This is a genomic window from Providencia sp. (assembly GCF_052096715.1).
Classification (GTDB): Bacteria; Pseudomonadota; Gammaproteobacteria; order Enterobacterales; family Enterobacteriaceae; genus Providencia.
Window position 1 is genome coordinate 1 of record NZ_JBQDNB010000021.1, and the last position, 26,978, is coordinate 26,978.

At 40.6% G+C, this 26,978-nt stretch carries 25 protein-coding genes, 1 tRNA gene and 1 pseudogene; 17 read left to right on the forward strand and 10 right to left on the reverse strand.

What is annotated here, in order from left to right:
* The first annotated feature begins 299 nt into the window (after positions 1 to 299).
* Positions 300 to 1,457 (forward strand): tyrosine-type recombinase/integrase, encoded by a 1,158-nt coding sequence (locus ACTH6U_RS15060; RefSeq protein ID WP_441832539.1) that lies wholly within the window; start codon positions 300 to 302, stop codon positions 1,455 to 1,457.
* 21 nt (positions 1,458 to 1,478) lie between these two features.
* Here the strand turns inward: ACTH6U_RS15060 and ACTH6U_RS15065 are convergent.
* Positions 1,479 to 1,555: transfer RNA gene (locus ACTH6U_RS15065), tRNA-Arg, on the reverse strand.
* A gap of 187 nt (positions 1,556 to 1,742) precedes the next feature.
* Between ACTH6U_RS15065 and folD the strand changes: the two genes are divergently transcribed.
* The 5 genes from folD to fruA all read left to right on the forward strand — a co-directional run bounded on the left by folD (position 1,743) and on the right by fruA (position 7,155).
* The gene (gene folD, locus ACTH6U_RS15070; RefSeq protein ID WP_294104743.1) at positions 1,743 to 2,600 is read left to right on the forward strand and encodes a bifunctional methylenetetrahydrofolate dehydrogenase/methenyltetrahydrofolate cyclohydrolase FolD; all 858 of its coding nucleotides are present in this window, start codon (positions 1,743 to 1,745) and stop codon (positions 2,598 to 2,600) included.
* A gap of 17 nt (positions 2,601 to 2,617) precedes the next feature.
* Positions 2,618 to 2,830 (forward strand): ribosome-associated protein YbcJ, encoded by a 213-nt coding sequence (gene ybcJ / locus ACTH6U_RS15075; RefSeq protein ID WP_294104745.1) that lies wholly within the window; start codon positions 2,618 to 2,620, stop codon positions 2,828 to 2,830.
* Positions 2,831 to 3,356: 526 nt separating this feature from the next.
* Entirely contained in the window at positions 3,357 to 4,511 is a 1,155-nt protein-coding gene (fruB, locus tag ACTH6U_RS15080) for a fused PTS fructose transporter subunit IIA/HPr protein (protein ID WP_441832540.1), read from the forward strand.
* Positions 4,508 to 5,449, forward strand: a complete 942-nt coding sequence (gene fruK / locus ACTH6U_RS15085; protein ID WP_294104749.1) for a 1-phosphofructokinase — start codon at positions 4,508 to 4,510, stop codon at positions 5,447 to 5,449. Before fruB ends, fruK begins: the two co-directional genes overlap by 4 nt.
* Positions 5,450 to 5,463: 14 nt before the next feature.
* The gene (gene fruA, locus ACTH6U_RS15090; protein ID WP_434719522.1) at positions 5,464 to 7,155 is read left to right on the forward strand and encodes a PTS fructose transporter subunit IIBC; all 1,692 of its coding nucleotides are present in this window, start codon (positions 5,464 to 5,466) and stop codon (positions 7,153 to 7,155) included.
* A 69-nt stretch (positions 7,156 to 7,224) separates the two neighbouring features.
* Here fruA and ACTH6U_RS15095 read toward each other — a convergent pair whose 3' ends face one another.
* The 3 genes from ACTH6U_RS15095 to cysS all read right to left on the reverse strand — a co-directional run bounded on the left by ACTH6U_RS15095 (position 7,225) and on the right by cysS (position 11,505).
* Positions 7,225 to 8,436 carry a protein-tyrosine phosphatase family protein gene (locus ACTH6U_RS15095; protein WP_441832541.1) on the reverse strand — a complete coding sequence of 404 codons (1,212 nt, stop codon included), beginning with the start codon at positions 8,434 to 8,436 and terminating at the stop codon, positions 7,225 to 7,227.
* A 252-nt stretch (positions 8,437 to 8,688) separates the two neighbouring features.
* The gene (locus ACTH6U_RS15100) at positions 8,689 to 9,555 is read right to left on the reverse strand and encodes a hypothetical protein (RefSeq protein ID WP_441832542.1); all 867 of its coding nucleotides are present in this window, start codon (positions 9,553 to 9,555) and stop codon (positions 8,689 to 8,691) included.
* A 561-nt stretch (positions 9,556 to 10,116) separates the two neighbouring features.
* Positions 10,117 to 11,505 carry a cysteine--tRNA ligase gene (gene cysS, locus ACTH6U_RS15105; RefSeq protein ID WP_294104756.1) on the reverse strand — a complete coding sequence of 463 codons (1,389 nt, stop codon included), beginning with the start codon at positions 11,503 to 11,505 and terminating at the stop codon, positions 10,117 to 10,119.
* A gap of 374 nt (positions 11,506 to 11,879) precedes the next feature.
* Here cysS and ppiB point away from each other — a divergent pair, with 374 nt between their 5' ends.
* The 5 genes from ppiB to ACTH6U_RS15130 all read left to right on the forward strand — a co-directional run bounded on the left by ppiB (position 11,880) and on the right by ACTH6U_RS15130 (position 16,241).
* Positions 11,880 to 12,374, forward strand: coding sequence for a peptidylprolyl isomerase B (gene ppiB, locus ACTH6U_RS15110; RefSeq protein WP_294104757.1), 495 nt, complete (start codon positions 11,880 to 11,882; stop codon positions 12,372 to 12,374).
* 11 nt (positions 12,375 to 12,385) lie between these two features.
* On the forward strand, positions 12,386 to 13,108 hold the full coding sequence (gene lpxH / locus ACTH6U_RS15115; protein WP_336429595.1) for a UDP-2,3-diacylglucosamine diphosphatase: 723 nt from the start codon (positions 12,386 to 12,388) through the stop codon (positions 13,106 to 13,108).
* A gap of 155 nt (positions 13,109 to 13,263) precedes the next feature.
* Positions 13,264 to 13,779 carry a 5-(carboxyamino)imidazole ribonucleotide mutase gene (purE, locus tag ACTH6U_RS15120; RefSeq protein WP_441832543.1) on the forward strand — a complete coding sequence of 172 codons (516 nt, stop codon included), beginning with the start codon at positions 13,264 to 13,266 and terminating at the stop codon, positions 13,777 to 13,779.
* Positions 13,779 to 14,861, forward strand: a complete 1,083-nt coding sequence (gene purK / locus ACTH6U_RS15125) for a 5-(carboxyamino)imidazole ribonucleotide synthase (protein ID WP_441832544.1) — start codon at positions 13,779 to 13,781, stop codon at positions 14,859 to 14,861. Before purE ends, purK begins: the two co-directional genes overlap by 1 nt.
* A gap of 123 nt (positions 14,862 to 14,984) precedes the next feature.
* Positions 14,985 to 16,241, forward strand: a complete 1,257-nt coding sequence (locus ACTH6U_RS15130; RefSeq protein WP_441828801.1) for an MFS transporter — start codon at positions 14,985 to 14,987, stop codon at positions 16,239 to 16,241.
* A 256-nt stretch (positions 16,242 to 16,497) separates the two neighbouring features.
* Here ACTH6U_RS15130 and ACTH6U_RS15135 read toward each other — a convergent pair whose 3' ends face one another.
* The 3 genes from ACTH6U_RS15135 to ybbA all read right to left on the reverse strand — a co-directional run bounded on the left by ACTH6U_RS15135 (position 16,498) and on the right by ybbA (position 21,177).
* A complete protein-coding gene (locus ACTH6U_RS15135) occupies positions 16,498 to 17,856 on the reverse strand; it encodes an esterase-like activity of phytase family protein (RefSeq protein WP_294104788.1) in 1,359 nt (452 codons plus the stop codon).
* A gap of 190 nt (positions 17,857 to 18,046) precedes the next feature.
* Entirely contained in the window at positions 18,047 to 20,494 is a 2,448-nt protein-coding gene (gene ybbP, locus ACTH6U_RS15140; protein ID WP_434719527.1) for a putative ABC transporter permease subunit YbbP, read from the reverse strand.
* Positions 20,491 to 21,177, reverse strand: a complete 687-nt coding sequence (gene ybbA / locus ACTH6U_RS15145) for a putative ABC transporter ATP-binding protein YbbA (protein ID WP_434719528.1) — start codon at positions 21,175 to 21,177, stop codon at positions 20,491 to 20,493. The genes ybbP and ybbA overlap by 4 nt, the downstream gene beginning before the upstream one ends.
* Here ybbA and tesA point away from each other — a divergent pair.
* From tesA to ACTH6U_RS15170, 5 genes are all read left to right on the forward strand, one after another.
* Positions 21,148 to 21,786 carry a multifunctional acyl-CoA thioesterase I/protease I/lysophospholipase L1 gene (tesA, locus tag ACTH6U_RS15150; protein ID WP_336429606.1) on the forward strand — a complete coding sequence of 213 codons (639 nt, stop codon included), beginning with the start codon at positions 21,148 to 21,150 and terminating at the stop codon, positions 21,784 to 21,786. The genes ybbA and tesA overlap by 30 nt on opposite strands.
* Before the next feature lie 192 nt (positions 21,787 to 21,978).
* On the forward strand, positions 21,979 to 22,764 hold the full coding sequence (locus ACTH6U_RS15155; protein ID WP_441832545.1) for an SDR family oxidoreductase: 786 nt from the start codon (positions 21,979 to 21,981) through the stop codon (positions 22,762 to 22,764).
* Between the two features lie 71 nt (positions 22,765 to 22,835).
* On the forward strand, positions 22,836 to 23,693 hold the full coding sequence (locus tag ACTH6U_RS15160; RefSeq protein ID WP_294104798.1) for a co-chaperone YbbN: 858 nt from the start codon (positions 22,836 to 22,838) through the stop codon (positions 23,691 to 23,693).
* Positions 23,694 to 23,706: 13 nt separating this feature from the next.
* On the forward strand, positions 23,707 to 24,651 hold the full coding sequence (locus tag ACTH6U_RS15165) for an SPFH domain-containing protein (protein WP_336429610.1): 945 nt from the start codon (positions 23,707 to 23,709) through the stop codon (positions 24,649 to 24,651).
* Entirely contained in the window at positions 24,648 to 25,127 is a 480-nt protein-coding gene (locus ACTH6U_RS15170; RefSeq protein ID WP_434719530.1) for an NfeD family protein, read from the forward strand. Before ACTH6U_RS15165 ends, ACTH6U_RS15170 begins: the two co-directional genes overlap by 4 nt.
* On the opposite strand, the gene cueR is transcribed toward ACTH6U_RS15170, so the two are convergent.
* Positions 25,081 to 25,491: a Cu(I)-responsive transcriptional regulator gene (gene cueR / locus ACTH6U_RS15175; RefSeq protein WP_294104803.1), complete on the reverse strand. Its 411-nt coding sequence runs from the start codon at positions 25,489 to 25,491 to the stop codon at positions 25,081 to 25,083. The two genes, ACTH6U_RS15170 and cueR, sit on opposite strands and share 47 nt — an antisense overlap.
* A 362-nt stretch (positions 25,492 to 25,853) precedes the next feature.
* Here cueR and ACTH6U_RS15180 point away from each other — a divergent pair.
* Positions 25,854 to 26,237, forward strand: a pseudogene (locus ACTH6U_RS15180) (cation transporter); the annotation flags it as partial.
* Between the two features lie 108 nt (positions 26,238 to 26,345).
* Here ACTH6U_RS15180 and ACTH6U_RS15185 read toward each other — a convergent pair.
* On the reverse strand, positions 26,346 to 26,663 hold the full coding sequence (locus ACTH6U_RS15185; RefSeq protein WP_434719531.1) for a PTS lactose/cellobiose transporter subunit IIA: 318 nt from the start codon (positions 26,661 to 26,663) through the stop codon (positions 26,346 to 26,348).
* Between the two features lie 9 nt (positions 26,664 to 26,672).
* Positions 26,673 to 26,978: a PTS sugar transporter subunit IIB gene (locus ACTH6U_RS15190; RefSeq protein WP_294104808.1), complete on the reverse strand. Its 306-nt coding sequence runs from the start codon at positions 26,976 to 26,978 to the stop codon at positions 26,673 to 26,675.

The following is a 26,978-nucleotide window of genomic DNA, read 5'->3' on the forward strand; positions in this document are numbered from 1 at the left end:
CCGATAAGAAAAGAAAATACACACCTAACATGTGGTTCAATCACTATGTTATGACGATAGATAAGGAGATTAATGATGATAGGAATAACTATCTCTAGGAAAGAAGCCGCAGAAATTATAGGTATATCAGAAAACACTTTGTCCCAGTGGTGCAAGCAAGGAATGATTGCATTCACAAAGAAAAATCCCCTTAAAAGAAACTCACCTTACCTATTCACCAGAGCTGCATGTATTGCAGCGGCCAACAAATCAATTCACACTATGCCAGTGAACACTGGTGAGACAGGAGAAAGGAAATCATGTCAATATTCCAAAGAGGAAAAATATGGTACGGGGACTACACGACGCCAAGCGGCAAACGTATCAAGGAGTCTCTTGGCACAACGATCAAGAAGCAAGCACAGGAGCTACACGACAAACGAAAGTCTGAACTGTGGCGCATAGAAAAACTTGGTGACTTCCCTGAGGTTGCATTTGAAGAGGCTATTGTTCGCTGGATTGAGGAGAAAGCTGATAAAAAATCATTGGATGATGATAAAGGTCGGCTTTCCTTTTGGTTAGATCACTTTGAAGGTGTGAAGCTAAAAGATATTACAGAAGCAAAAATTTATGCAGCTGTAAGCAAGATGAGAAATCGAAAAGTTAAAGAGCGATGGGAGAAGCAAGCGGAAGCAGCAAAGCGCAAGGGAAAGGAAATCCCTTCTTACTCAGAAGCTCAAGTAACAACAGCTACGAAAGCAAAGCATTTGGCGATAATGAAGTCATTGCTACGCACTGCAGAGAGAGAATGGAAGTGGCTGGAAAAGTCACCCGTTATTAAAGTTCCAACAGTAAGAGAAAAACGGGTTCGGTGGTTAGAGTATCACGAAGCACAAAGGCTGATCCGTGAATGCCCTGAACCACTGAAATCCGTAGTTACATTTGCTATTGCTACTGGCTTGCGACGTTCCAATATTATCAATTTAGAATGGGGACAAATTGATATGCAAAGAAAGGTCGCTTGGATAAATCCAGAGGACAGTAAATCAGGTCAGGCAATTGGGGTTGCTTTAAATGATACGTCCTGCCAAGTGCTTAAGGCTCAAATAGGGAACCATCATAAGTGGGTATTCGTTCATACGGATCCGAAGAAAAGACCGGATGGAACTTTAACGCCAAGCGTTAGAAAAATGAGAGTCGATTCTAACACAGCATGGAGAACCGCACTAAAAAGAGCTGGAATAGAAAATTTCCGCTTTCATGACTTGCGGCATACATGGGCGAGCTGGTTAATTCAGTCAGGTGTACCACTTTCAGTTTTGCAAGAAATGGGCGGCTGGGAATCAGTTGATATGGTGAGAAGATATGCGCACTTAGCACCTAATCATTTAACTGAACATGCGAAGCAAATAGACACTATTTTTGGCACTTGCGTCCCAAATACGTCCCAGTTAGCAAAAGTGGAGAATTTCAAATGAAGGTAAGTGATTGAAAACTAATGGTGCGCCCTGCAGGATTCGAACCTGCGGCCTACGGCTTAGAAGGCCGTTGCTCTATCCAACTGAGCTAAGGGCGCATTGTAAATGCGAACAGCCTATTAAGCTGATGGCGTTGGATTATACGGTTGCTGAGCGCCGAGTCAATGGCTTTTCGCTACTAAAATAACTATCTGCTCATTTTATGTTACAGATTGACCTGACATTGATGCTAAGTTCTGACAAAATAGATGCATCCCCGAGTCTCATATATGGATTAAGTTACAGATGTTAGCAAAAATTATTGATGGGAAAACGATTGCGCAGACCATAAGGCAAGAAGTTGCCCAAAAAGTACAGTTACGTTTATCTAAAGGTAAGCGTGCGCCCGGACTTGCTGTGATTTTAGTTGGCGCAAATCCAGCTTCACAAATTTATGTCGGCAGCAAACGTCGTGCATGTGAAGAAGTCGGTTTTTTATCTCGCTCTTATGATTTACCCAACACGACATCAGAAGCAGAACTGTTGAAACTGATTGATGACTTGAACCAAGACTCACAAATTGATGGCATCTTAGTTCAGTTGCCACTCCCTGCGGGTATTGATAACGTCAAAGTTATTGAAAGAATCCATCCTGACAAAGATGTCGATGGTTTCCACCCTTATAATGTCGGTCGACTATGCCAACGAGCCCCTCGCCTGCGCCCGTGCACACCTAAAGGTATCGTCACCCTGCTTGAACGTTATGACATTAATACCTATGGGTTAAATGCGGTAATTGTTGGCGCTTCAAATATCGTTGGTCGTCCAATGAGCCTTGAATTATTATTAGCGGGCTGCACCACAACGGTAACTCACCGGTTTACCCAAAACTTAGAACAACATGTTCGCAACGCAGATTTACTCGTTGTTGCTGTTGGTAAGCCTAACTTTATACCGGGTGAGTGGATAAAACCGGGTGCAATAGTAGTTGATGTGGGCATTAACCGCTTAGACAACGGCAAAGTGACTGGCGATATTGATTTTGATGAAGCCTCGAAATTCGCCTCTTGGATAACCCCTGTACCAGGCGGTGTCGGGCCAATGACCGTCGCTACCCTTATCCAAAACACGCTGCAAGCGTGCGAAGAGTATCACGATATTTAATGAAATCTGGAGCAACAATGGAAATTTTCAATCTTGATGGGCATCCGCATGTTGAGTTATGCGATTTGCTAAAAATTCAAGGATGGGCAGAAAGCGGTGCAATGGCTAAAGCAATGATTGCGGCTGGCCAAGTAAAAGTTGACGATGTAATTGAAACACGTAAACGCTGCAAAATTTTAGCGGGCAAAATCGTTTCACTTGGTAGTGAAAAAATTAAAGTCCAAGACTAATTCACCTAGGGACTACTTTTTTTAACGTTAGTATTAGCATCTATTTGGTTGGTTATTGCTTAAATCATCTTTCACTGACTAATTAAACGCTATCATTGGCAATAATAAACTCGAAAAAACTAGTCCCAGAGTAAGCTGAAGCGTCATTCAGCTTACTCAACTTTTGACTAACCCCCTATTTACCTTCCCTCCTCCCCCTGTATTTCCTGTATAAAATCGGTTATTTCTCACCTAGCGTAAGTCAATTTAAGTCTTTTAATTATTCAACATTCTCGCCTAAAAAAGCAAAATCAGTATTTCAGCTAAACTTCAGCCAGACTTCAGCTTTTTCAATTAACCAATTTTTAAAAATATAAATTTGCGCTAAAAATCTCTTTTTGCCAGCAAGATCTCATTTTTCATCCGCCTACTTCATAGACAAGCTTTATCGATTCAGCTATATTGTTAACGATAACACGTATAACAACTAATCAATTTGGCACGTTTTGTCTGAATTGGTTCTTAAAAAGAATAATCAGGAGAAATCATGTTTAACCTGTCAATTAAAGATATTCATCTTGCAGCCACCGCGCACAGCAAACAAGATGCAATTGAACAAATTGCAGCGGCACTAGCTGAAGCCAGATATGTTAAAAGCGGTTATGTTCAAGGCATGTTAGAAAGAGAAAACCAAGCGCCAACTTTCTTAGGTAATGGGATAGCTATCCCTCATGGCACAGTAGATACGCGCTCTCAAGTATTGAAAACGGGTTTTGCTGTATTTCAGTTTCCTCAAGGAATCGACTGGGGTGAAGGCCAAATCGCTTATATTGTCATCGGTATTGCCGCACAATCTGACGAGCACTTAACACTATTGCGTCAATTAACACACATTATTAGCGATGAAAATATTGCCCAGGAAATGGCAAAAACAAATTCCGTGGAAACGTTAAGAAGCTTACTTATGGGGGAAAGTCAGATTCAGCCTCTTAAATTTGATGACACCATGGTTACCCTGAATATTGATACTAATAATATCAATGCGTTAAAAATGCAAAATATTATTAGCTTACAAAACTCAGAATCTATTAGCACTGATTTTATCACTCGAGTATTAACTGAAACCCCCTATTACTTAGGCCAGAGCATTTGGTTGAGTGATAGTGTCACTGGTAATATTCACAGTGCCATTGCGTTATCAACGGTAAAAAACGAATTCACGTATCAAAATAACCCTGTTAAAGGTTTAATTACTATTTCCTATGCAAATAGTCAGGTTGATGATTTTTTATTTAAAATCAATCAATTATTACAAAATAAAAAAATAAATGATTTATTTAAAATAGATAACGTTGATAACCTTATCTCACTCTTTTGTGCCAAAAATGATAACCAAGAAAGCGACACATCAGAACAAAATGCCGTGACAGAAGAGTTTATTGTTCATAATCCACATGGACTTCACACACGTCCTAGTACCATGCTAGTCAGCAATATTAAAAAGTTCAAAAGCGCAATCACTGTAAGTAATCTCGATGGCACCTCCACCCCTGTAAATGGACGAAGCTTGATGAAAATCGTCAGTTTAGGCGCTAAATGTGGTCACCGCCTGCGTATTCATGCTGAAGGTGCTGACGCCCAAGAAGCGATATCCGCGATCGGTAATGCCATTAATTCAGGTCTTGGAGAGGAAATAGCATGAACAGGAGAGTTGCAACCATCACTTTAAACCCGGCTTATGATTTGGTTGGCTTACTGCCTGAAATTGATACTGGTGAAGTGAATCTGGTTAAAACCGCAGGACTTCATGCGGCAGGTAAAGGTATTAATGTGGCTAAGGTTCTAAAAAACCTTGGTATTGATGTCACTGTTGGCGGCTTTTTAGGTAAAGAAAATCAAGACGGCTTTCAAAAAGTGTTTAGTGAAACCGGTATTGCCAATCGCTTTCAAATTGTAGAAGGTCGAACACGCATCAATGTAAAGTTAACTGAAAAAAGCGGTCATGTGACCGACTTTAATTTTTCAGGCTTCAAAGTCACCAAAGCAGATTGGCAACGTTTTGTCGCAGACTCTCTCAGTTGGGCTGGCCAATTCGATATGATTTGCGTCAGCGGCAGTATTCCTGAAGGTGTTGATCTCGAAGATTTCACTAAATGGATGCTACGCCTACGTAATGAATGTATGTGCGTTATTTTTGATAGTAGCCGTGAATCTTTTGTTGCTGGCTTAAAATCCTCACCTTGGCTAGTCAAACCAAATCACCGCGAATTAGAAATCTGGGCCGGTAAACCACTACCGACACATAAAGATGTCGTGGAAGCCGCAAATCAATTACGCAGCCAAGGCATTGCCCATGTTGTTATCTCTTTAGGTGCAGAAGGAGCAATGTGGGTAAATTCATCTGGCGCATGGTTTGCTAAACCACCTCATTGTGAGGTTATCAGTACTGTTGGTGCCGGAGATTCAATGGTTGGCGGTCTAATTTATGGTCTGATGATGCGACAAACCAGTGAACATACGCTGCGCTTAGCAACTGCAATTTCCGCTCTTGCCGTTTCCCAACCGAATGTCGGTATCACAGATAGAACGCAGCTAGCTCGCATGATGGCGCGTATTGATTTGCAACCTTTCACGTTGTAGTGAGGATAAACATAATGAAACTATGGATTACTGCAAATAATCATCAAGGCCCCGCAGCGATAAAGCTTGCCTTTGATGCACTAAAAAGTGCGCTTTCCACGCAAGATATGTCGATTACCGATAAAGCAGCAGATGCTGATGTGGTTATTATTTTTGGGGACGAGTTGCCTGAAAATTTTGAAGCTCTGGATAAAAAAATCTATTTTGGCCATCCTGATGAAGCCATCAGACAGCCTACCGAATTTTTAGCTAAAGCAAACGCTGAAGCCACAATAATAGAATCAACAACATCCGCACAAACAAATTCAAAAACGCTTTCTGTCCTTGCGGTTACCGCTTGCCCTACAGGGGTTGCTCATACTTATATGTCCGCTGAAGCGCTCGAAGCTGAAGCTAAAAAACGTGGCTGGAAAATCAAAGTTGAAACTCGCGGTTCTGTCGGTGTCGGTAATGAGATCACGGCAGAAGATATTGACCAAGCTGATTTGGTGATCGTTGCTGCGGATATTGAAGTGAATGTCGACAAGTTTGCAGGCAAACGCATGTATCGCACCTCCACCAGCGCTGCACTCAAGAAGACCGCCCAAGAGATGGATAAAGCACTGAAGGAGGCGACGGTATTTAGCGCTCAAAGTACTGCTAATTCTGAAACACATTCACAAGGTGAAAAACGCGGTGTCTATAAGCATTTACTGACTGGCGTTTCCTATATGTTACCGATGGTGGTCGCTGGGGGTCTTTGTACTGCGCTGTCATTCGCTTTCGGCTTAGACTCGGCTCAAGTACAAGGTACTTTGGCTTGGGCGCTTAAAGTTATCGGTGGTGATACCGCTCTCGGCTTAATGGTGCCAGTGCTTTCCGCTTATATTGCTTACTCAATAGCCGATAGAACCGGTTTAACCCCTGGTTTAGTCGGTGGTGCCCTTGCCGTCACCTTAGGTGCAGGTTTTCTTGGCGGGATAGTGTCAGGATTTTTAGCTGGTTACTGTGCACTATTTCTTAGCACAAAAATTAAATTGCCACAGTCAATGGCGGCATTAAAGCCAATTTTAATTATACCGTTACTATCCACATTAATTACCGGACTGGCGATGATCTATGTCATCGGTCAACCCGCTGCATTTTTAATGCTTAAGCTAACAACATGGTTGATCTCAATCCAAGGTACTAATGCCATTATTTTAGGGGCTATTTTAGGTGCCATGATGTGTACGGATATGGGTGGACCAATTAATAAAGCCGCTTATGCTTTTGGTGTGAGTTTATTAAGTTCGCAAACCTATGCTCCAATGGCCGCCATTATGGCCGCAGGTATGGTACCACCACTAGCAATGGGGCTCTCAACATTACTTGCTCGCCATAAATTTGTGCAAGCTGAGCGAGAAGCGGGTAAAGCATCCTTTGTTTTAGGCTTATGTTTTATTTCTGAGGGGGCAATTCCATTCGCCGCTAAAGACCCCATCCGTGTGCTCCCAGTTTGTATTATCGGTGGAGCGATAACAGGTGCGTTATCCATGTTCTTTGGTATTCAATTAATGGCGCCACATGGTGGTTTATTCGTGCTGCTAATACCCGAGGCGGTTAACCATGTTCTGATGTATTTATTCGCGATTATTGCCGGTACGTTGGTTTCAGGTATTTTGTATGCTTTGATTAAAAAAGCCAGCTCACCAGAAGCGGAACAAGAAATGGCAAGTATCGCTTAATATATTGTGAATAAAAATATTTGATTCCCCCTTAATTGGGGGATTTTTAATAGGTATATCTGTTTATTGTTAAACTAGCTTATCCGTCTTCATGATTTTTTCAATTTCCTGTAATGTATGATGCTGTTCTCTAGTCTGAACCATAGTTGGTGTACCACTTTCACGTAAATCTAAGATAATTTCTGTTGCTGATAATGTATTTTCTGATTTCATTAATTGCATTGCACCAACAACCAATCCTGTACGACCAACACCAGCTTTACAGTGAATCAAAGGAAGTTGTTCTCTTGGGTTATTCTCTTTGTTTCTATTACTTGTGGCCCATCCATTTAACTTTGTTTTAGTCATTAAATTAACTTCTTTTGCTAAAGCGACTACATCCATTGCTTTTACTGTTGTTTTATCTTCCCAATTAGTGACATGACTCACCGGTATATAATGATTTTTTTTAATACCATCTTGGGCATAACTTATTTTCATTTTATAACGTTCAATGATTAACTCCCCCTTCTTAATAGTGATATGTTTATTAGGGCGAGTGACAGTTACCTCAAAAGCTCCACTTTTTTTATTTTCCATAAAATAGGCTGGGAGTTTGCCTTTTGTTATATCATTTTTTGACGCTAAAATCAGTATGGCGGGAACTTTATTATCCACAATCATTCGAATATGGTTTTCTAATTTTTTACTATCTTCTATAGGATACTGAGAGCGAATAGCAATATTTTCACCATTAATTTGCAAATGATTAGCCGGTAAGCCTATTTTTTCATCTAGTTCATCAATGATATGTACTTGAGTTTTTTTAGCTGTGGGTATATCACTATACCGAGCGCCAAGAACACCATTACTTTTATTTACATAAACAATTTTTTGATCGGTAATCCTTTGGCTTGTCATAGCCTTTAATTGTTCAAAACTTAGCTGTTCATCTAGTGCCAGAAGAGAATTACTTGGTCCTTGAGTTAAAGCGATAGCTTCATAATTTTGGGATGCTGTTGACCTAATATTCTGAGTATCAGTTGGTACATGTTGTTTTCTGATTCCAATTACCTTATCAATAATCGAATGGCTCCATTGTTTTAATGTGTTAATGGCACTTTGTATTTTCGATAAAAATGGTGTTTTTATCGTTGTATTTTTAACAGACTTCATATTCGCCAATAAAGTTGGAGGTGCAGTCTTTTGCTCTTTAACACCAGCAATATCATCTGTAAATTCAGTAGAATGAGGCAAAGAAGTAACTTGTGCTATAACAGCTTGTTTTTTAAATACATTCACGATCAACTATCCCCTTATATAAATAAAATGTTATTCAAATAATAATTAACTTGTTTATTACTTAATCTTATTATTCATTATAGGAATAATTGTTTCTTTCAAATTTAGCCATAAATTAGTTATGACCATACAAAAGTGACAAGAATCGATCTCAGTTTAAATTACGATGGATTATCAATAAATTTTCACCTACTCCTTCGAACCAGCGTGCCTAAATCAATTTAGCATTAAATTTTAATTCTTATAATATTATTAAATAACTTTATTAATCACACTAAAACTTTCAAAAAAAGTATCAGCTTTATTACTTTTAAAAGAAAGTGCAAATAGCTCTTTTTTTGGTTCTGGAAGTTTCCTCTCATAACCAGATTGTGGTAAAGATAGTTTTTTCCGATTATTTATTGTTTCCGTTATGTGGCCTAATAGGTTTTGTTTATCATCTTCATTTAAATAGGAAACATCCAACCAATTAACAACATGAATAACGGGTATTGACGTAACCACCTTGTCACCACCAAGTGTAATATTGTAGTTATCGATAGCCAATCGGCCTATATTCTGAGTATTTGAAGTTTTAACGGAAAGAATATTGATATCGCCATATTTTTTAAATTTTTCACCTTGAAAAAAGATAGGTGTATGAGCATCATCACACGTTTTTTCCTCAAGTTCTGTATTTGTAGCTAAAATTATCAATGCACTTGGTGCCTCATTGAGTAATATTTTTAAATATTGTTCAGTATATTTAGACGCACTTAAAAGCTCATTCGATTTTCTTATTAAATTTTCTTTGTTTATAATGGATAGGCCATTTTCTTTTTTATTCACAACACTAATATCTTTAGCGAAATCATTACCTTCATCCTTAATATAGCTAATAAAACTAGGTTTTAAGGTTGTCATAGATGAAGCATGTTTATTAATAATGCAATGAATAAATCGATGCCATAAATTAATCATCTGATTTTTTAATCCACGAAAACAAGAAGGTCTATTAATATTGGTATTTTTCACCGATGTTATACTCATATTTTGCTGAGTATCACTATTTTGTCGATTTTCATTTTGTGGGGGCATATTAACTGGAGATCTACCTAATAAACTGGCCGCTGTTGTCATAACTTTGTTCCCTTATGTCAAATAATTGCAGATTGTATGTAATTCATACACATTATTTGACAACAAAATAATTATTTCTTGCAGATTTAGAAACTAACCAAGCTATCCCAATGAACATACACAAGTATATGATTCGGTTAGACGAGTGAAACCAACGACACTAGAACTGATATGTTATTTACACACAATATTTGAAAAGAAAATAATTATTTCTTGTTCTTGAAGGTTTGAAGGTTTGAAGGTTTGAAGGTTTGAAGGTTTTATAAAACTATTAGCTATTTTTTATCATTTATGACCATTGAATACGCTAAATAATTCATACTGTGGGTAGGCGGCAAGCAAGGGAATTTCAGGGTATACATAAGTATATTATTCAGGTAGCCAAATGGAACTAACAAAACTATTAATGACTTTTAATAAATTATATCCATTAAATACTCAAAATAGTTCGAGTTGTAGCAAGGCGGTAAACAAGGCTATCCCGATGAGCATACACAAGTATGTGATTCGGGTAGCCGAGTGAAACCAACGCTGCTACAGATTGAAATATGATGAGTATTTTTATTTACGGCGCCAAATCGTGCCAGCAGTGCTATCTTCCAGTACAATCCCCATGGCAGTTAGCTCATCACGCGCCACGTCCGCTAATGCCCATTCTTTATTCTTACGCGCATCATTACGTTGCTTAATTAACGCTTCGATTTTAGCCACTTCAGCGTCATCTTCCGTTTGTGCGCCGCCTTTCAAAAAGGTTTCCGGATCTTGCTCTAAAAGACCTAATACCCCCGAAAGCTCACGCAACTGAGCAGCCATACCGTTTGCCGCAGCCATATCTTCAGCTTTTAAGCGGTTAATCTCACGTACCATATCAAACAGTGCGGAATAAGCTTCTGGGGTATTAAAATCGTCATTCATTGCGGCACAAAAACGTGCTTTAAACTCCTCACCACCTTTAGGAGTCGCTGTTTTATCCGTTCCGCGTAAAGCCGTATACAGACGCTCTAACGCAGTACGTGCTTGCTTTAAGTTTTCTTCTGTATAATTAAGCTGGCTGCGATAATGACCAGATAATAAGAAATAACGCACTGTTTCAGCATCGTAATACGCTAATACATCACGGATCGTAAAAAAGTTATCGAGAGATTTAGACATTTTCTCTCTATCGACCATCACCATACCCGAGTGCATCCAATAATTAACATAAGGACCATCATGGGCACAGGTGGATTGAGCGATTTCATTTTCATGATGTGGGAACATTAAATCAGAACCTCCACCATGAATATCAAAATGATGACCAAGGGATTTGCTATTCATTGCAGAACATTCAATGTGCCAACCTGGACGGCCTAAGCCCCAAGGTGATTCCCAGCTTGGTTCACCTTCTTTCGACATTTTCCATAATACAAAATCCATTGGATTACGTTTTACATCAGCGACTTCAACACGCGCACCTGCTTGTAATTGGTCTAAATCTTGGCGAGATAGTAACCCATAATCTGGGTCGGTTTTTACTTCAAACATCACATCGCCATTTTCAGCAACATAAGCGTGACCGCGCTGAATTAAACTTTGGGTTAATTCGATAATTTCTTCAATGTGCCTTGTCGCTCGAGGCTCACTATCTGGACGCAGAATATTTAATGCATCAAAATCTTTATGCATTTCAGCTAACATACGTGTCGTTAACGCTTCAACAGTTTCATTATTTTCTGCTGCACGCTTAATAATTTTATCGTCAATATCCGTTACATTACGCACATAATTTAAATCGTAACCTAAATAACGTAAATAACGGCTAATTGCATCAAAAGCAACAAAGGTACGTCCGTGACCAATATGGCACAGATCGTAAATGGTGATGCCACACACGTACATCCCAATTTTCCCTGAGTGGATGGGCTTAAATTCTTCTTTTTGACGACTTAGTGTGTTGTAAATTTGTAGCATCTGAATTTTTCCATTTGTTAGCACAATATGTGTTATTTATCATTTAGTTGAAACATGTCACAGATTAAGGCAGCGATCATATCTCATGACTTAAAATACTTCGGATCGCCACAAGGCGAAAAGTTGAACGATAACCACGATATCCACATTAGCTATCTGTGAATAAAAATACCATGATATTGAACCCCGATCACCCCCAGAATGCAAGGTATTGAACAGGGTTTATTCCCCGATACTGGACTTATTTTGCGCACAATAAAATTTTTACAAAATGCGCTGTCGCTTCAAGTCAGGTTTCATCTGTGATATAAACTTTCTGATCTCAACGCTTTCATCAGAGAGCGCATAAAAAACAATTATTCAGGATAGCTATTATGGTTACATTTCATACAAATCACGGTGACATTGTTATTAAAACTTTTAACGACGAAGCACCAGTAACTGTCGAAAACTTCTTAGCTTACTGCCGCGAAGGCTTTTACAATAATACCATTTTCCACCGTGTTATTAACGGTTTCATGGTTCAGGGCGGTGGTTTTGAGCCTGGCATGAAACAAAAAGACACGAAAGCCATGATTAAAAATGAAGCCAACAACGGTTTAAAAAATACCCGTGGTACATTGGCGATGGCACGTACTAATGATCCACACTCTGCAACTGCACAATTTTTTATTAACGTTGCAGACAATGACTTCTTGAACTTCCGTTCAGAGCGCCCTGATGGTTGGGGTTACTGTGTATTCGCTGAAGTTGTTGAAGGTATGGACGTTGTTGACAAGATCAAAGGCGTAGCAACGGGTCGTAGTGGTCACCACCAAGACGTACCACGCGAAGACGTTCTGATCGAAAAAGTGACTATCAGCGAGTAATCTCAGAAGATATGTCCACTTACATCATTGCAGATTTACATCTGAGTGAAGATGAACCGGCGATCACCGCCGGTTTTATCCATTTTATTCAGCAGCAAGCTATCCACGCTGAGCGCTTATACATACTCGGTGATTTTTTCAATTATTGGATTGGCGATGATGACGATAATCCGCTTCACCTACAGGTAGCTCAAGCGCTAAAACAACTGACTGAGCGCGGTATCCCTTGCTATTTCATTCATGGAAATCGTGATTTTTTAATTGGTCAACGTTATGCTAAACAGTGCGGTATGACTATCTTACCTCAAGAAACATTGTTAGAACTGTATGGCAAACGGATATTAATTTTACACGGCGATACCTTGTGCATTGATGATGCAGCGTACCAAAACTACCGTAAAAAAGTACATACACCTTGGATACAAAAGCTCTTTCTCACTCTACCCTTGTTTATTCGCCGCCGAATTGCACAAAAAATGCGCAGTGATAGCCAGCACGCGAGCAGTATGAAATCTGAGTCAATCATGGATGTTAATCCACAAGCCGTCATTACTGAGATGCAAAAATATCATGCTGACTGGATGATCCACGGACACACCCACCGTCCTGCTATCCATGAAATTGCCATTAATGACAAACCACATTATCGAGGTGTGCTCGGCGCATGGCATCAAGAAGGCTCTGCATTTGTGATTAATGAACAAGGTATTGAGCTCATTTTTTTCCCATTCTGATTAATTTATCTCTCATTATTTTTATCGTTTACGCCTACTGTTAGCTCAAAAAACAACCACGCAAACGTTTTCCTTACCGCATTACCATGATATGATCGACTTAATTCCATTTCCCACCTTACCGGTGATATTTTTTAAATACAGGGAAGCACTAAATGACTGCCCAAGTTCCTGCTCAATCTGCGGCAAAAATCGCCATTGTTATGGGTTCTAAAAGTGATTGGACAACCATGCAGAATGCTGCTGATGTGTTGACTGAACTGCAACTGCCTTTTCATGTTGAAATTGTCTCCGCTCATCGCACGCCCGATAAACTGTTTTCATTTGCAGAACAGGCTAAAAAAAACGGCTTTGATGTGATCATTGCAGGTGCAGGTGGAGCGGCACATTTACCCGGTATGTTAGCAGCGAAAACCCTCGTGCCTATTCTAGGCGTTCCTGTACAAAGTGCTGCACTTAGTGGAGTTGATAGCCTGTATTCTATCGTGCAAATGCCAAAGGGCATTCCTGTTGGCACCTTAGCAATAGGGAAAGCTGGAGCCGCAAACGCCGCACTATTAGCGGCACAAATTTTGGCGATAACCAATCCGGATATTTTTAAACGCTTATCAGCATGGCGTGAAACACAAACTCAAGATGTGCTAAATAACCCAGATCCACGGGAGGCATAATGAAACCAGTTTGTGTCTTAGGAAATGGTCAGCTTGGTCGTATGTTGCGTCAAGCCGGTGAACCGCTGGGAATAGCTGTCTTTCCAGTAGGCTTAGATGCGGAACCAGAAGCCGTTCCTTATCAACAAAGCGTGATCACCGCAGAAATTGAACGTTGGCCAGAAACCCCCTTAACCAAAGAATTAGCCCGTCATAATGCGTTTATTAACCGTGATATTTTTCCACGTTTAGCAGACAGATCCCCACAAAAAAACTTATATGATTCATTGCAACTTGCCACCGCCCCTTGGGCTTTACTTGAATCCCCTGATCAATGGCCTGAATTATTTGCCACATTAGGTGACTTTCTGATTGTAAAACGCCGCACTGGTGGCTATGACGGCCGTGGGCAGTGGCGTGTAAGACCCGGCGATGAAACTGATTTACCTGCTGAAATTTATGGTGAATGTATTGTCGAACAAGGCATTCCATTTGATGCCGAAGTCTCTATTATTGGTGCTCGAAACCGAGTCGGAAAATCTGTTTTTTACCCAATTACACATAATCTTCATCAAGAAGGTATTTTACGCACCAGTGTCGCCTTCCCTAAATCAAGCAATGCCCACCAGCAACAAGCACAATCGATGTTGAGCGCTGTCATGGATGAACTTGATTATACTGGCGTGATGGCAATGGAATGTTTTGTCGTCGGCGATAAATTACTCATTAATGAGATTGCACCACGAGTGCATAATAGCGGCCACTGGACACAAAATGGCGCATCTATCAGCCAATTTGAGTTACATTTACGCGCTATTTTAGATTTACCCATGCCCTCCCCTGAAGTCGAGAGCCCAGCGGTAATGGTCAATTTAATTGGAACCGACGTAAATACTGACTGGCTAAGCTTGCCATTAGTTCATCTACACTGGTATGAAAAAGAAGTACGCCCAGTACGCAAAGTGGGACATTTAAACCTGTCTCACCATGATTGCGACAAACTCACTTCAACACTTGATGCACTAACAACTTTGCTGCCAAATGAGTATAAAAGTGGCATTGAGTGGGCAAAAGTAAAATTAGACTGGTACTCTCGCCAATAAATAGCGAAAATAGCCCCTATTCGATGCCCGAGTATTTAATTTCGGGCATTTTGTTATTTTTGCCGTACTCCTGTTGATGATAAATATCAAAATATAAAGGCATACGGTTTTACTGGAGCCGACATGCCAGACGTACAAGCCGCACCCTCTCCAACTTTTAGCCCTTTCTATCAATGGAGCATTTTAGTTCTATTAGGGATGGTTTATTTTTTAGCTACTGCGACCACATTCACCTCTTTAGGCGTGGTATTGCCCGGGATGATAGAAGAACTAAAATGGAGCTGGACGGAAGCAGGGTTTGGTTTTACTTTGCTTGGATTAACCTGTGGGCTAGCCAGTTTCTTGCCTTCTTTACTCATTCGTAAGGTGGGTGTCCGCTTAACATTATTGCTAGGCACGTTATTCTTTGTTGCCGGTTTCTATAATCTCTATTCTACCGAAATCATCAGCACTTACTTTCTTGGTACCGCCTTAATTGGGGTAGGTTTTACCTTACTTGCCACGGTGCCAGGCACCTATGTACTTTCCCGCTTATTTGAAAAACAATCTTTAGCATTCGGTCTTTATTTTACGATTGGTGGTTTAGGCGGCGTGGCAGGGCCTTGGATCTATTTTTATGCCTCTAATCAACTCGGCTCTTGGCGGATGCATTGGGTACTGTGTGCGATTTACTTGAGTGTCATTACATTAGTCACCATCTTGATGCTGCGTGAAGGTAAAAAAGAACAAGCTCACGCCAAAATGGTGATGCAAAAACAAGTCAGCAATGCCAACAAACCTGTTTATCGAACAAATCAGGTTTGGACCGTAGGCCGAGCGCTACGTACTTGGCAATTTTATTTAATTGCCGCAACTTACACTTCATTTTTATGGTGTGGTATTACCGTCAATAGCTTTGCAGTCGCGCATATTGAAGAACGAGGGTTTAGTATGACGGTAGCGGTGTCATTACTCAGCACCATGGCTTTCGTAAATGCATTTTCTCGATTTATTGGTGGCGCCGCTGGCGAATGGCTAGAACCTAAAAAGTTACTGATTGGTAGTTTAATTATTATGGTATTGGGTGTGGTTTTCTTAAGTATTGCTACTTCTTGGTTCTGGTTGATTTTATTTGTTATTTTTGTTGGTATTGGCTATGGCATGACCTTTTTAGCATCCAGTGTCTTATTGTCCAACTATTTCGGTCGTGGCCCTTATTTAGAACTTTTTTCCATCGTTAATTTATTTTCCACGATTGCCTGTTTAGCCCCTTTCATTGCTGGTGCAGTAAAAGATTATACTGGCAGTTTCACGCCTGCATTTTTGATTATTGCAGCGCCGGTTATTGTGATTTTGTTACTAACATTACGAATGAAGCCCCCAACTTTAAATCACTCATAATATATAATTCAAATAGTTAGCGATATCCCGATGAGCATACATAGTATGTGATTCGGGTAGCTGAGCGCAGTCAACACCCCTGCGGCTTGAAGTATGACGAGTATAAATAAAAAAAAGCCTGAAAACACACTCAGGCTAATACTAAAACCAAGGGAAATTAAGGATTCAAAAACTCGGCATTTTGAACAATATCAATAGCTAAATAATTCGTGTCGTAGCTATCCAACAATGCTACAACACGAGATATAACGGATTATTAAGGTGCTAATAGTTCTGGTACTTTGAGTAAAATAAACTCATTATCATCTGCTTTATTTGGTTCACGGCTCGATGAGAACGGATAATTATTATCGTTACCAACAATAATATGTTCGCTATCAACTACATCAACATTTTCGATAGTGAAGAATGGAAAAGTGAAAACACCCTCGTTTAATGGTTTTCTTGCTAAGCTATTTGGGTCTTGGATATTCATCAAATCAATATAAGCTTGCTTATCTACCGCAGATCCCACGTTTTTATCTGAAAACTCAATACGATAAACGCGTTTAAATTTAGCTAAATTGCTAAAGCAATTCTCTGTATTTGTTGCCCCTTGTGCGCAAGCTTTATCAGCCGTACCTTCACCGTTATCACGTTCGATAATCAGCCCATGAGTAGCATCAATTAAGTTAAAATCACCAATCGCATTTTGATTATCTTCAAAGACATATAACCAGCTACGGCCTGTCCAATCTTGTTTCTTCACATCAAATTCAAGAATGCGTGCAGCGCGTTTACCATCAACATTTTCATAATCTTGCTTGTCTTCATTCCAAACTGCCCCTTCTAACATTGGGTACAATTTTGAACCATCTGGTGATGAAGCCATCCCTTCAAAACCTTTTGACCGATTAACTTGAAAGCTAACTTTATCAGTAGGTTTACCCGGTGTAGTAACTTGGTAGTGATCTGGAGAAACCACTTTCTTGCCATCAACTTGGGTTTCAAATAAGGCTAAAACTTTACCGTCTAAATCCATTTTGATTAAATACGGTCCAAACTCATCCCCTACCCATAACGCACCATCTGCAAATTGAAAGCTTTCCGGGTCAAAATCACTACCAGTTAGGTAACGTTCTTGAGAACTTTCATTAATGATATGGAACGGAATAATTTTATTTGGATCTTGGAAGAAAACAGTTTTCAGCGGGTTGGCTTTACCTGTTTTAAAATCGATATCGTATTGGGTTAGATAAAGCATTGAATCAGGAGAATTAACTTTATTACCAAAACCATTGTCCGTCAGTACCCAATAAGTCCCATCAGCCATCCGCTTAATACCTGAATGTCCTTGTAAAGGCTGCCCTTTAATTGGGATATGCATACCTGTTGGACGATCTGCGGATTTTCCTTCAATTTGCCCAAGGGTATCAACACGTTTAGCAGTAGTAAATTTACCACTAGTTTGTAGATCCGAAGGGGCATTTTCAGGTGCAGGAACACTTGAATTCACGGGTAAAATAGCATGTCCAGCCAATGAAGCCGGAACTTGTTGTTGAGCAAACCCTGTGGTGCTAAATGAAATTAAAGTAGCAAGTAAAGATAATGAGCCAATCATGCGACGATGCAACATTGTTATGATCCTATTATTAGATTATTCAATAATCGACGACGGAATCATAACTACGGCAAATGACAGTTTAGTGATGAATTCAAGACAGTTATTTTACTTGAAAGATTGTAGCGAATTTATTTTTCACAGAAGAAAAATAGGTAGACATCAAGGTATTTAATACATTGATATCTACCTGAAGTTTTATAACTCAACCATTCGATAAACGTCGGTGCTGATTACCAGTGCCTAATAAGCGCAAGCCTAACCAACCTCCGCATATTGATAGCAACAACGCAGCGCTTAGCGGTAGTATTAACCAGATACGCCACTCAGGTTGCCATGGAAAATCAAACACTTTAGTTTGCAATAACCACAGAGCAATTTCTGCACCAAAAGCCGCAGCAAAACCGGCCATTAGACCTAATAATGCAAACTCACTCCAAAGTGTTCTTCGCATCAGCTTTTTACTGGCACCTAGCGTACGGTAAACCACTAACTCGCGTTCACGTTGACTCATACCGACTTGGACTTGAGCAAGTAATAGCAACAATCCGCATAAAATCACTAACACTACCATCACTTCTAAAGCCTGACTCACTTGTTGGAGAATTTGCTGGATTTGGGTAATAATTGCGCCAGTGTCTAGCACATTAATGGTTGGATAGTTACGGCTAAGCTGCGTCAATAACTGGCCATCACCGTCATAATGGAAACTACTCAACCAAGTGGCTGGCATTTGAGATAAACTTTCTTCAGAGAAAATAAAGTAAAAATTAGGTCGTAAACTTTCCCAATCTACCGTTCGAATACTACTCACTGTCGCAGAAAAAATTTGTGCCCCAGAATTAAACGTTAGCTTATCGCCAATTTTTATTCCAAGCTCTTTCACGACGGTCTGTTCAATAGACACCTCACCCGCTTTTGGTGGCCAAGTGCCTTTATCCATTAAATTGGCCGGTGGTAAAATGGATTCCCAAGTCAGGCTCAGCTCACGTCGTACCGTGTTATTGTTTGGATCGCGTTCATCTGCCCATTCAATCGCTGATCTATCGTTAATCTCCGCCAGACGCGCCAATACTACAGGGTTAAAGCCTGTAGGTTTGACTTTATATTGCGCCAAAAGCTCTGTTACTGGCTTAATTTGTTCTTGAGTCATATTGATCAAGAAATAATTCGGACTATCGGCTGGAAGCTGCTGCTGCCAACGGTCGAGCAAATCACCTCGAACCAAAACTAATAATGCTAACAACATAAACGAGAGCGAAAATGCGCTCATTTGTGTGATTGTTTGCATTGGTTGGCGCAATAAACGGCTGACCGAAAGCCGTAAACTTAACTGTTTAAACTTAATATGACGTAAGCCCCACAGCCCTATCCAACCGATAAGTGCTAGGAGAATTGCCAAAACCACGATGCCAATCAGGATTGACCATAGTAAAGGGTTCACACCCGCAAATAAAAATAATCCTCCCACGACAATGAGTGTGACTATGGGGAGATAGTAATACAAAGGCCAAACGGGTGATTGTGCATCTTCACGTAACACTCGCGAAGGTTGCGTTGCCATTAATTGATAATAAGGACGAATACCCACAATAATCGCGATGATAAATAATGTGCCTATCGCCCAAACCCAAGGCCATAAACTTGCTGAAGGTAATGCTTTTGGAAGCATTGCGCCTAGAATTTGCATCAAGATGCCTTCAAAGGCGAGCCCAAGCAATGAACCTAATAGCGCAGCGGCAATTAAAATAACCAACCACTGACCAATAATCCATTTTCGCAGCGCACTACGCCCTGCTCCAAGGGTTTTTAATACCGCAATCAACTGGTGTCGACTACGACAATAATGGGTCATTGAAACAACAACAGCAGCAATTGCCAGTAATAACGTCAATAAAACAGACAATAAAAGAAATTGTTGTGCACGTTGGAATGTCTTTCCTACCGCACCATTATCTTCATTTAAGGTATACCAACGTTGATCAGTTCTTAAATCTTTATCAAATTTTGCATGGAAAGCCTCAATAGCGTCACTATCTCCGGCGAACATGTCTCGATACGTTAATCGGCTTCCTAATTGAATAGCGCCGGTCAATGCAGCATCTTCAATCGAAATAAGTGCTCTTGGGGCGATTTGAAAAGGATTAAAACCACTATCCGGTTCTTGCTCTAAAGTACCTGCAACTTTTAATGTAGCATCGCCAATATCAATATCATCGCCTAACTTTAGGTTTAATAGCTCAAGCAATCTAGGGGCGACTAATATTTGCCCTTTTGTTGGCTGTAACCCCGCAGGCTCAGTGACTAATCCACCATATAACGGATAGGCACTATCGGCGGCTTTGATCAGCACTAATTGTGGTCGAGCATCTTCATCTGCCGTTGAGTAGGCCATAGTTGAAAATGAAATTTGCTGACTCACTTTCAAGCCACTATTTTTAGCATCCTGTAACCAAGCCGGATCGCTCGGCTGAGAAGATCGCAACACTAAATCACCCGCTAATAATTCGCGGCTCTGATAGCTCATGCTATTTTCAATACGGTCGCTAATACGCCCTAACGCTAACACGCAAGCAACCGCTAGCGTCAGTGCCAACCAAACAATTAATAATGATGGCGTTTTCCACTCACGCCAGAACCAGCGCCAAATCATGCCTCTTCCCTTAATAGACCATCGACCAATCTTAAACGGCGTTGACAGCGGGCTGCCAGTTCATGGTCATGAGTAACGAGGATCAAGGTTGTGCCATGCTCTTTATTCATTGAAAAAAGCAAATCAGCAATTTTATCCCCAGTCTGACGATCAAGATTCCCCGTCGGTTCATCTGCAAACAAAATTTCAGGACGGCCATTGAAAGCTCTGGCTAATGCAACTCGCTGTTGCTCACCACCTGACAATTGTGCTGGCATATGTTTGAGTCGATTACCCAGACCTAATTCAGTTAATAAACTAACGGCATGTTGCTGGCTGCTGGATTCTGATTCACCCCGTAATAACGAGGGAAGTTGTACGTTTTCAATGGCATTCAGTGTGGGGATCAACATAAAGGATTGAAAAACAAAACCCACACTTTGTGCACGTAGACGCGCCCGCTGTTCTTCATCCATTTGCGTTAACTCTTGCCCCAGCAAACTGACACTACCACTGGTGCCGTCATCAAGTCCGGCAATGATCCCTAAAAGAGTTGATTTACCTGATCCCGACTCGCCGATAAGAGCAATTGTTTGACCGGGCTCGACAATTAGCTCAACACCTTGCAATATAGTCAGTTCATGTTCACCTTGGCCAACACGTTTAATGAGATGATGAACTTCAAGAATATTTTTCGCCGACATATATTGGTTTTTCTCCTGTTATTGATTGCAAGTGGACAGGCACTCGCAACAACAAAACTATTGATCCTCGGTGATAGCCTGAGTGCAGGTTATCGCTTACCGGCAGAGCAGGCTTGGGCCTCTTTGCTCGCCAGTCGTTGGCAGAAATTGTCACCGCCTGTAACTGTGATTAATGGCAGTATCAGTGGAAACACTTCAGCTCAAGGGCTGGAACGTCTTTCTACCTTACTTGAACAACATAAACCTAATTGGGTATTGATTGAGCTTGGTGCAAACGATGGTTTACAAGGGCTAGCTGTAGAACAGTTAGAGACTAATTTACAACAAATTATCGATAAAATAGAGCAATCTGGTGCTAAACCGCTTTTAATGCAAATTCGTATTCCACCAAACTATGGAAAACGCTATACATCAAGCTTTGAACGCGTGTATTCAAAATTAGCACAAGAAAATAATATTCCACTATTACCATTTTATATGGAAACTGTGATAACCAAGCCTGAATGGATACAACAAGATGGTATTCATCCAACAGTAGAGGCTCAGCCTTCTATTACAGATTTCATGGAAAAACAGCTTTCTCTCTATATTTTACCGCCTAAGAAGTGAAATATATACTTAACACATTAATTCAAATTAGAGTGAATAATCAACATTCTGTTTAAATAACGTTATGAAAACAACAACGCTACGGCGCAAAGAATGACAACAACGCTACGGCGCAAAGAATGACAACAACGCTACAGCGCAAAGAATGACGAGAACACTACGGCGCAAAGAATGACGAGCATAGGTAAAGTTATGAAAAAATCCGTACTAATCACTGGCGCCTCAAGCGGCATAGGCTTTTGTGCTGCACAAACTCTCCGCCAACGCGGCTACCATGTCATTGCTGCCTGCCGCAAAGAAGCGGATATATTGCGCTTAAAAGATCTCGGTTATGACACTGTTGCTCTTGATCTTGATGATAACGATAGCATAGATGCCGCGGCTGACGCGGTGCTGTCATTATGCCATGGACGTCTTTTCGGATTATTTAATAATGCCGGATTTGGCGTTTATGGTGCCTTAAGTACTGTCAGCCGTCAGCAGCTTGAAGCGCAATTTTCCGCTAATTTTTTCGGTGTTCATCAATTAACCTTCCGCTTGCTCCCCGCCATGCTTGTGCACAATGAAGGCCGTATTGTACAGACCAGCTCAGTGATGGGAATTATTTCAACACCGGGGCGTGGTGCTTATGCGGCCAGTAAATATGCATTAGAGGCCTGGTCAGACGCCTTGCGATTAGAATTAAAAGGCAGTGGTATTCACATCAGTTTGATTGAACCCGGTCCTATTCATACCGCATTTACACAAAATGTGGCACAAACCCAAAAAGATAAACCCGTTAAAAATCCAGGGATTGCGGCTCGTTTCACCTTAACACCAGAACGTGTTGTTGAAAAATTAATTCATGCGCTCGAAAGCCCACATCCTCGTATACGCTACTCTGTCACACTACTGACGGTATTTGTGCGTATACTTAAACGAATACTGCCTGATAAGTTAATGGATAAAATACTGTCTAATCAGGGCAAAAAAGCTTGAAAAATCAAAAAACGCCCCCATTTTATAGACAACAATTTTAGTATTAATAACAATTTACAAAGAGATACCTTATGTTAGCTAACGCTCAAATTATTGATATTAACGAAACCAATTTACATCAAGTCATTGAACAATCGATGACTTTGCCTGTCATGTTTTATTTTTGGTCTCCGCGCAGCCCACATTGCCAAGATCTTGGATTAACACTTGATAAGATTGCCAATGAGTATGCAGGCTTATTTATTTTAGCTAAAGTTAACTGTGATGAAGAGCAAATGGTCGCCAGCCAATTTGGCCTAAAAGCGATCCCAACCGTCTATATATTGCAAAATGGTCGTCCTGTTGATGGCTTTGAAGGCCCGCAACCAGAGGAGGTTGTGCTGGAAATGCTTTCTCGCGTACTGCCAAGCCCTGAAGAGCTAAAAGCTGCACAAGCCGCTGAATTACTCGCAGAAGGTAAAGCTCAAGAAGCCCTGCCGCTGCTAAAAGAAGCTAATCAAATCAATCCTAAAAATAGTGATATCACGCTGTTATTAGCAGAAACACAAATTAATTTGAATTTGACTGATGATGCACAAATCACCCTTGCCACTGTACCGATGCAAGACAAAGATAGCCGCTATCAAGGGTTAATTGCACAAATCGATTTATTAAAGCAAGCTGCTGATACGCCTGAAATTCAGCAATTGCAGCAAGAATTTAATCAAAACCCAGCAGATACCACCCTTGCTGTGCAGCTTGCCCTAAAACTACATGAAGTAAACCGTAATGAAGAAGCACTAGAACTGCTACTGGCATTCTTGAAAAAAGATTTAAATGCCGGAGACGGTGCAGTTAAGAAAACAATGATGGATATCATGTCAGCAATGGGTACCGGCGATTCATTAGCCAGTAAATACCGCAGACAAGTTTATTCATTACTTTACTAATTAAGGGCTTAATATGGACTTGTTCGCGTTTGGTGCTATACCGATTATTATCTTTTTCGCCATTGTTATTGTTTTTACCTGTGTAAAAACAGTGCCGCAAGGATTCCAATGGACTGTTGAACGTTTTGGTCGTTACACTCGAACGTTACAACCGGGTTTGCATTTTATCGTTCCATTTATGGATAAAATAGGCCGTCGCATCAATGTGATGGAACAAGTCCTTGATATTCCATCCCAAGAAGTCATTTCACGAGATAACGCCAACGTCACTATTGATGCTGTGTGCTTTATTCAAGTGGTTGACCCGGTTCGCGCTGCTTATGAAGTCAGTAATCTTGAGTTATCTGTACTTAATTTAACCATGACCAATATTCGTACCGTATTGGGTTCAATGGAATTAGATGAAATGCTTTCCCAGCGTGATTCCATCAATAACCGCTTACTGCATGTTGTTGATGAAGCGACCAACCCTTGGGGCGTGAAGATTACTCGTATTGAAATTCGTGATGTAAAACCCCCGAAAGAATTGATTAGCGCGATGAATGCTCAAATGAAAGCTGAGCGGACTAAACGTGCCGATATTCTTGAAGCTGAAGGTATTCGACAAGCCGCCATCCTAAAAGCAGAAGGTGAGAAGCAATCTCAAATTCTAAAAGCAGAAGGTGAACGCCAATCTGCATTTTTACAAGCAGAAGCTCGTGAAAGAGCGGCAGAAGCGGAGGCTAAAGCCACTCAAATGGTATCAGAAGCTATTGCAGTTGGTGACATGCAAGCGATTAACTATTTCGTAGCACAAAAATATACCGATGCTCTAATTAGTATTGGTTCTGCTGAAAATAGTAAAGTGATCATGATGCCACTAGAGGCAAGTAGTTTAATGGGAGCAATCGGTGGTATCACTGAACTTATTGGCGACAGTACTAAAGCTAGAGCTGATAAGAAGCAGGTAAACAAATGATAGAACTCATCAGCACTCAGCCCGCATGGTTTTGGCTATGTCTCGGTGGTTTATTGCTGATTGGTGAACTCATTGGGACTGGCGGCTACCTATTATGGACCGGTATTGCTGCCGTGCTGGTCGGTTTTATCGCCCTCGTATTGCCATTTCTCGGTTGGGAATGGCAAGGTATTTTGTTCGCTATTTTTACCATTGTTTCTGCTGTGTTATGGCGAAAATGGCTTAGTGGGCGGCAAAACACTAAAGCTGACGATGTAAACCAAATTAGCCACCAGCTAATAGGTATTAAGGCACGTTTACTTACGGATACCGAAGAAGGTTTCAGCCGTGTACGTTTGGCCGACGGAAGCTGGCGTATCTATTCAGATATCCCACTTTTAGCGGATACCGAAGTGGTTGTTATTGCTGTCGACGGTATCACGTTAAAAGTTAAGCCTTACTCTGATGACAGCAACCACGAGCAAGATGGTCAATAATCGGGCAGTCTGCACCATCATCACCGGGACATTCATCCACTAATTTTTGCAACGTATCTCGTATGGCAGACAATTTCACCATTGTCTGCTCTATTTCTTGCACTTTCGCAATAGTCGTCGTTTTCACATCCGAGCTATGTCTGGTTGGATTTCGAAATAATCCCAGTAATTCACCGCATTCATCGAGGGTAAACCCAACATCTTTAGCTTGTTTTAATAACACCAGCTCATCAAAGTGTCTATCTTGATAATAGCGATAACTATTATCACCGCGTAAAGGAGGAGTAATTAAGCCTTTATCTTCATAAAAGCGAATCGCTTTTGCGGTCAAACCTGTTTTTTTCGCAATTTCACTAATATTCATAATTTTCCTTGACCTTAACCTTGAAGGAAGGTTTAACCTCTACTAATAGTTAAATGATAGATTAAGTTGATGCCTAATTATACACCCTAAACCATTCGAATGCAGATAGGTTGTCGGTAAAGCCAAAGTTTTATGGCTATGACTGAAAGTTTTACACAGCCAACACCCCTGTAGCTCGAAGAATGACAGGAAATCCAATGTATACCGCAATGTATACTTGAAATTTACCCTAAATTATTCGAGTTACAGGTAGGCGGCAAGTGAAACTATCCCGATGAACATACACAAGTATGTGATTCGGGGAGTTGAACGCAGCCAACACCCCTGTAGCTCGAAGAATGACGGGTAAAATGGAGAATAAAATGAATAAGATAATACTTTCCCTACAAGGACTCACTTGCAGCCACTGTGTGGGCTCCGTGACTAAAGTACTACAAGCTCGTGATGATGTTGAAAGTGCTAAAGTCACTCTTGAGTATGCTGTTGTTGAGGGTAGTGCTAGTGCTGATGCATTAATTGCAACTATTGAACAAGATGGATATCAGGCGGCTGTTGCTACAACGCCGGATGTTGAGTTGCAATTGTCAGGTTTGAGTTGTATGAAATGTGCGGGTAAAACGCAACAAGCACTTGAGGCTGTTGAAGGCGTTGCTGGCGCTATTGTTGATACTGAACGCGCTAAAATTTATGGCAAAGCTTCAACTGACAGCTTGATTAAAGCGGTTGAGCAAGCGGGTTATCAAGCGAACGCAATCTAAATATTGTTGTTTTGCATTAAAGTACGCCAATATTAAATGAAAATAGCCCTAGTTCGATATCGGGCTATTTTCAATTTAGAATCAAATTTTTACTCTTTAGTTTTTCTCTGCCACTTTTTTATGCAACATGATGATTTCACGCCCTAATTCAGTCAACATAATCGCATTCATTAGGTGGTCTTGAGCATGAACCATGATGATATGAACGGGAACTTTACCAGTTCCTTCATCCATTTCAATTAATCGTGTTTGAGTGTGATGCGCAATGGATAATGCATCTTGAGCCTGTTGCATTAAACTTTCCGCTTCAGCAAAATCATTATCTTCACGTGCAACCGCAATGGCTTGAAAAACTAAGCTTCGTGCATAACCTGCATTAGTAATCAGCTCCATGACTTCATTTTCGAGATCCATACTGACTCCTTAATCAATCAGCGCTAATGCTTGGTCTAATACTTTATCCCCTTTCAGGGTTCCATAGGCCATCATATCGATGCACTCAACTTTTTTACCTGCTGCGTCGGCAATTTTTTGACATTCTGCTAGTTTGTAACGAATTTGTGGGCCTAAAAGCGCAACATCAAAATCATTTACACAGGCTTTATAATCACGCACCGACTTTGCCGTAATTTCAGCGTCAATACCACGTGTTTTAGCCGCTTCTTGCATTTTTTTAACCATCAGACTTGTGGACATTCCTAAATCACAAATCAATAAAATCTTTTTCAT

Excerpts from the sequence above, each read along its gene's own strand:
- ACTH6U_RS15060 (WP_441832539.1), top strand. The coding sequence starts at position 300 with ATGTCAATATTCCAAAGAGGAAAAATATGGTACGGGGACTACACGACG.
- ybbP (WP_434719527.1), bottom strand. The coding sequence starts at position 20,494 with ATGATTTGGCGCTGGTTCTGGCGTGAGTGGAAAACGCCATCATTATTA.
- ACTH6U_RS15155 (WP_441832545.1), top strand. The coding sequence starts at position 21,979 with ATGAAAAAATCCGTACTAATCACTGGCGCCTCAAGCGGCATAGGCTTT.
- fruA (WP_434719522.1), top strand. The coding sequence starts at position 5,464 with ATGAAACTATGGATTACTGCAAATAATCATCAAGGCCCCGCAGCGATA.
- lpxH (WP_336429595.1), top strand. The coding sequence starts at position 12,386 with ATGTCCACTTACATCATTGCAGATTTACATCTGAGTGAAGATGAACCG.
- fruB (WP_441832540.1), top strand. The coding sequence starts at position 3,357 with ATGTTTAACCTGTCAATTAAAGATATTCATCTTGCAGCCACCGCGCAC.
- ACTH6U_RS15185 (WP_434719531.1), bottom strand. The coding sequence starts at position 26,663 with ATGGATCTCGAAAATGAAGTCATGGAGCTGATTACTAATGCAGGTTAT.
- ACTH6U_RS15130 (WP_441828801.1), top strand. The coding sequence starts at position 14,985 with ATGCCAGACGTACAAGCCGCACCCTCTCCAACTTTTAGCCCTTTCTAT.
- purK (WP_441832544.1), top strand. The coding sequence starts at position 13,779 with ATGAAACCAGTTTGTGTCTTAGGAAATGGTCAGCTTGGTCGTATGTTG.
- ACTH6U_RS15160 (WP_294104798.1), top strand. The coding sequence starts at position 22,836 with ATGTTAGCTAACGCTCAAATTATTGATATTAACGAAACCAATTTACAT.
- ybbA (WP_434719528.1), bottom strand. The coding sequence starts at position 21,177 with ATGTCGGCGAAAAATATTCTTGAAGTTCATCATCTCATTAAACGTGTT.
- cysS (WP_294104756.1), bottom strand. The coding sequence starts at position 11,505 with ATGCTACAAATTTACAACACACTAAGTCGTCAAAAAGAAGAATTTAAG.
- fruK (WP_294104749.1), top strand. The coding sequence starts at position 4,508 with ATGAACAGGAGAGTTGCAACCATCACTTTAAACCCGGCTTATGATTTG.
- cueR (WP_294104803.1), bottom strand. The coding sequence starts at position 25,491 with ATGAATATTAGTGAAATTGCGAAAAAAACAGGTTTGACCGCAAAAGCG.
- ybcJ (WP_294104745.1), top strand. The coding sequence starts at position 2,618 with ATGGAAATTTTCAATCTTGATGGGCATCCGCATGTTGAGTTATGCGAT.
- purE (WP_441832543.1), top strand. The coding sequence starts at position 13,264 with ATGACTGCCCAAGTTCCTGCTCAATCTGCGGCAAAAATCGCCATTGTT.
- ACTH6U_RS15165 (WP_336429610.1), top strand. The coding sequence starts at position 23,707 with ATGGACTTGTTCGCGTTTGGTGCTATACCGATTATTATCTTTTTCGCC.
- ppiB (WP_294104757.1), top strand. The coding sequence starts at position 11,880 with ATGGTTACATTTCATACAAATCACGGTGACATTGTTATTAAAACTTTT.
- ACTH6U_RS15100 (WP_441832542.1), bottom strand. The coding sequence starts at position 9,555 with ATGACAACAGCGGCCAGTTTATTAGGTAGATCTCCAGTTAATATGCCC.
- ACTH6U_RS15135 (WP_294104788.1), bottom strand. The coding sequence starts at position 17,856 with ATGTTGCATCGTCGCATGATTGGCTCATTATCTTTACTTGCTACTTTA.
- folD (WP_294104743.1), top strand. The coding sequence starts at position 1,743 with ATGTTAGCAAAAATTATTGATGGGAAAACGATTGCGCAGACCATAAGG.
- ACTH6U_RS15190 (WP_294104808.1), bottom strand. The coding sequence starts at position 26,978 with ATGAAAAAGATTTTATTGATTTGTGATTTAGGAATGTCCACAAGTCTG.
- tesA (WP_336429606.1), top strand. The coding sequence starts at position 21,148 with ATGAACTTCAAGAATATTTTTCGCCGACATATATTGGTTTTTCTCCTG.
- ACTH6U_RS15170 (WP_434719530.1), top strand. The coding sequence starts at position 24,648 with ATGATAGAACTCATCAGCACTCAGCCCGCATGGTTTTGGCTATGTCTC.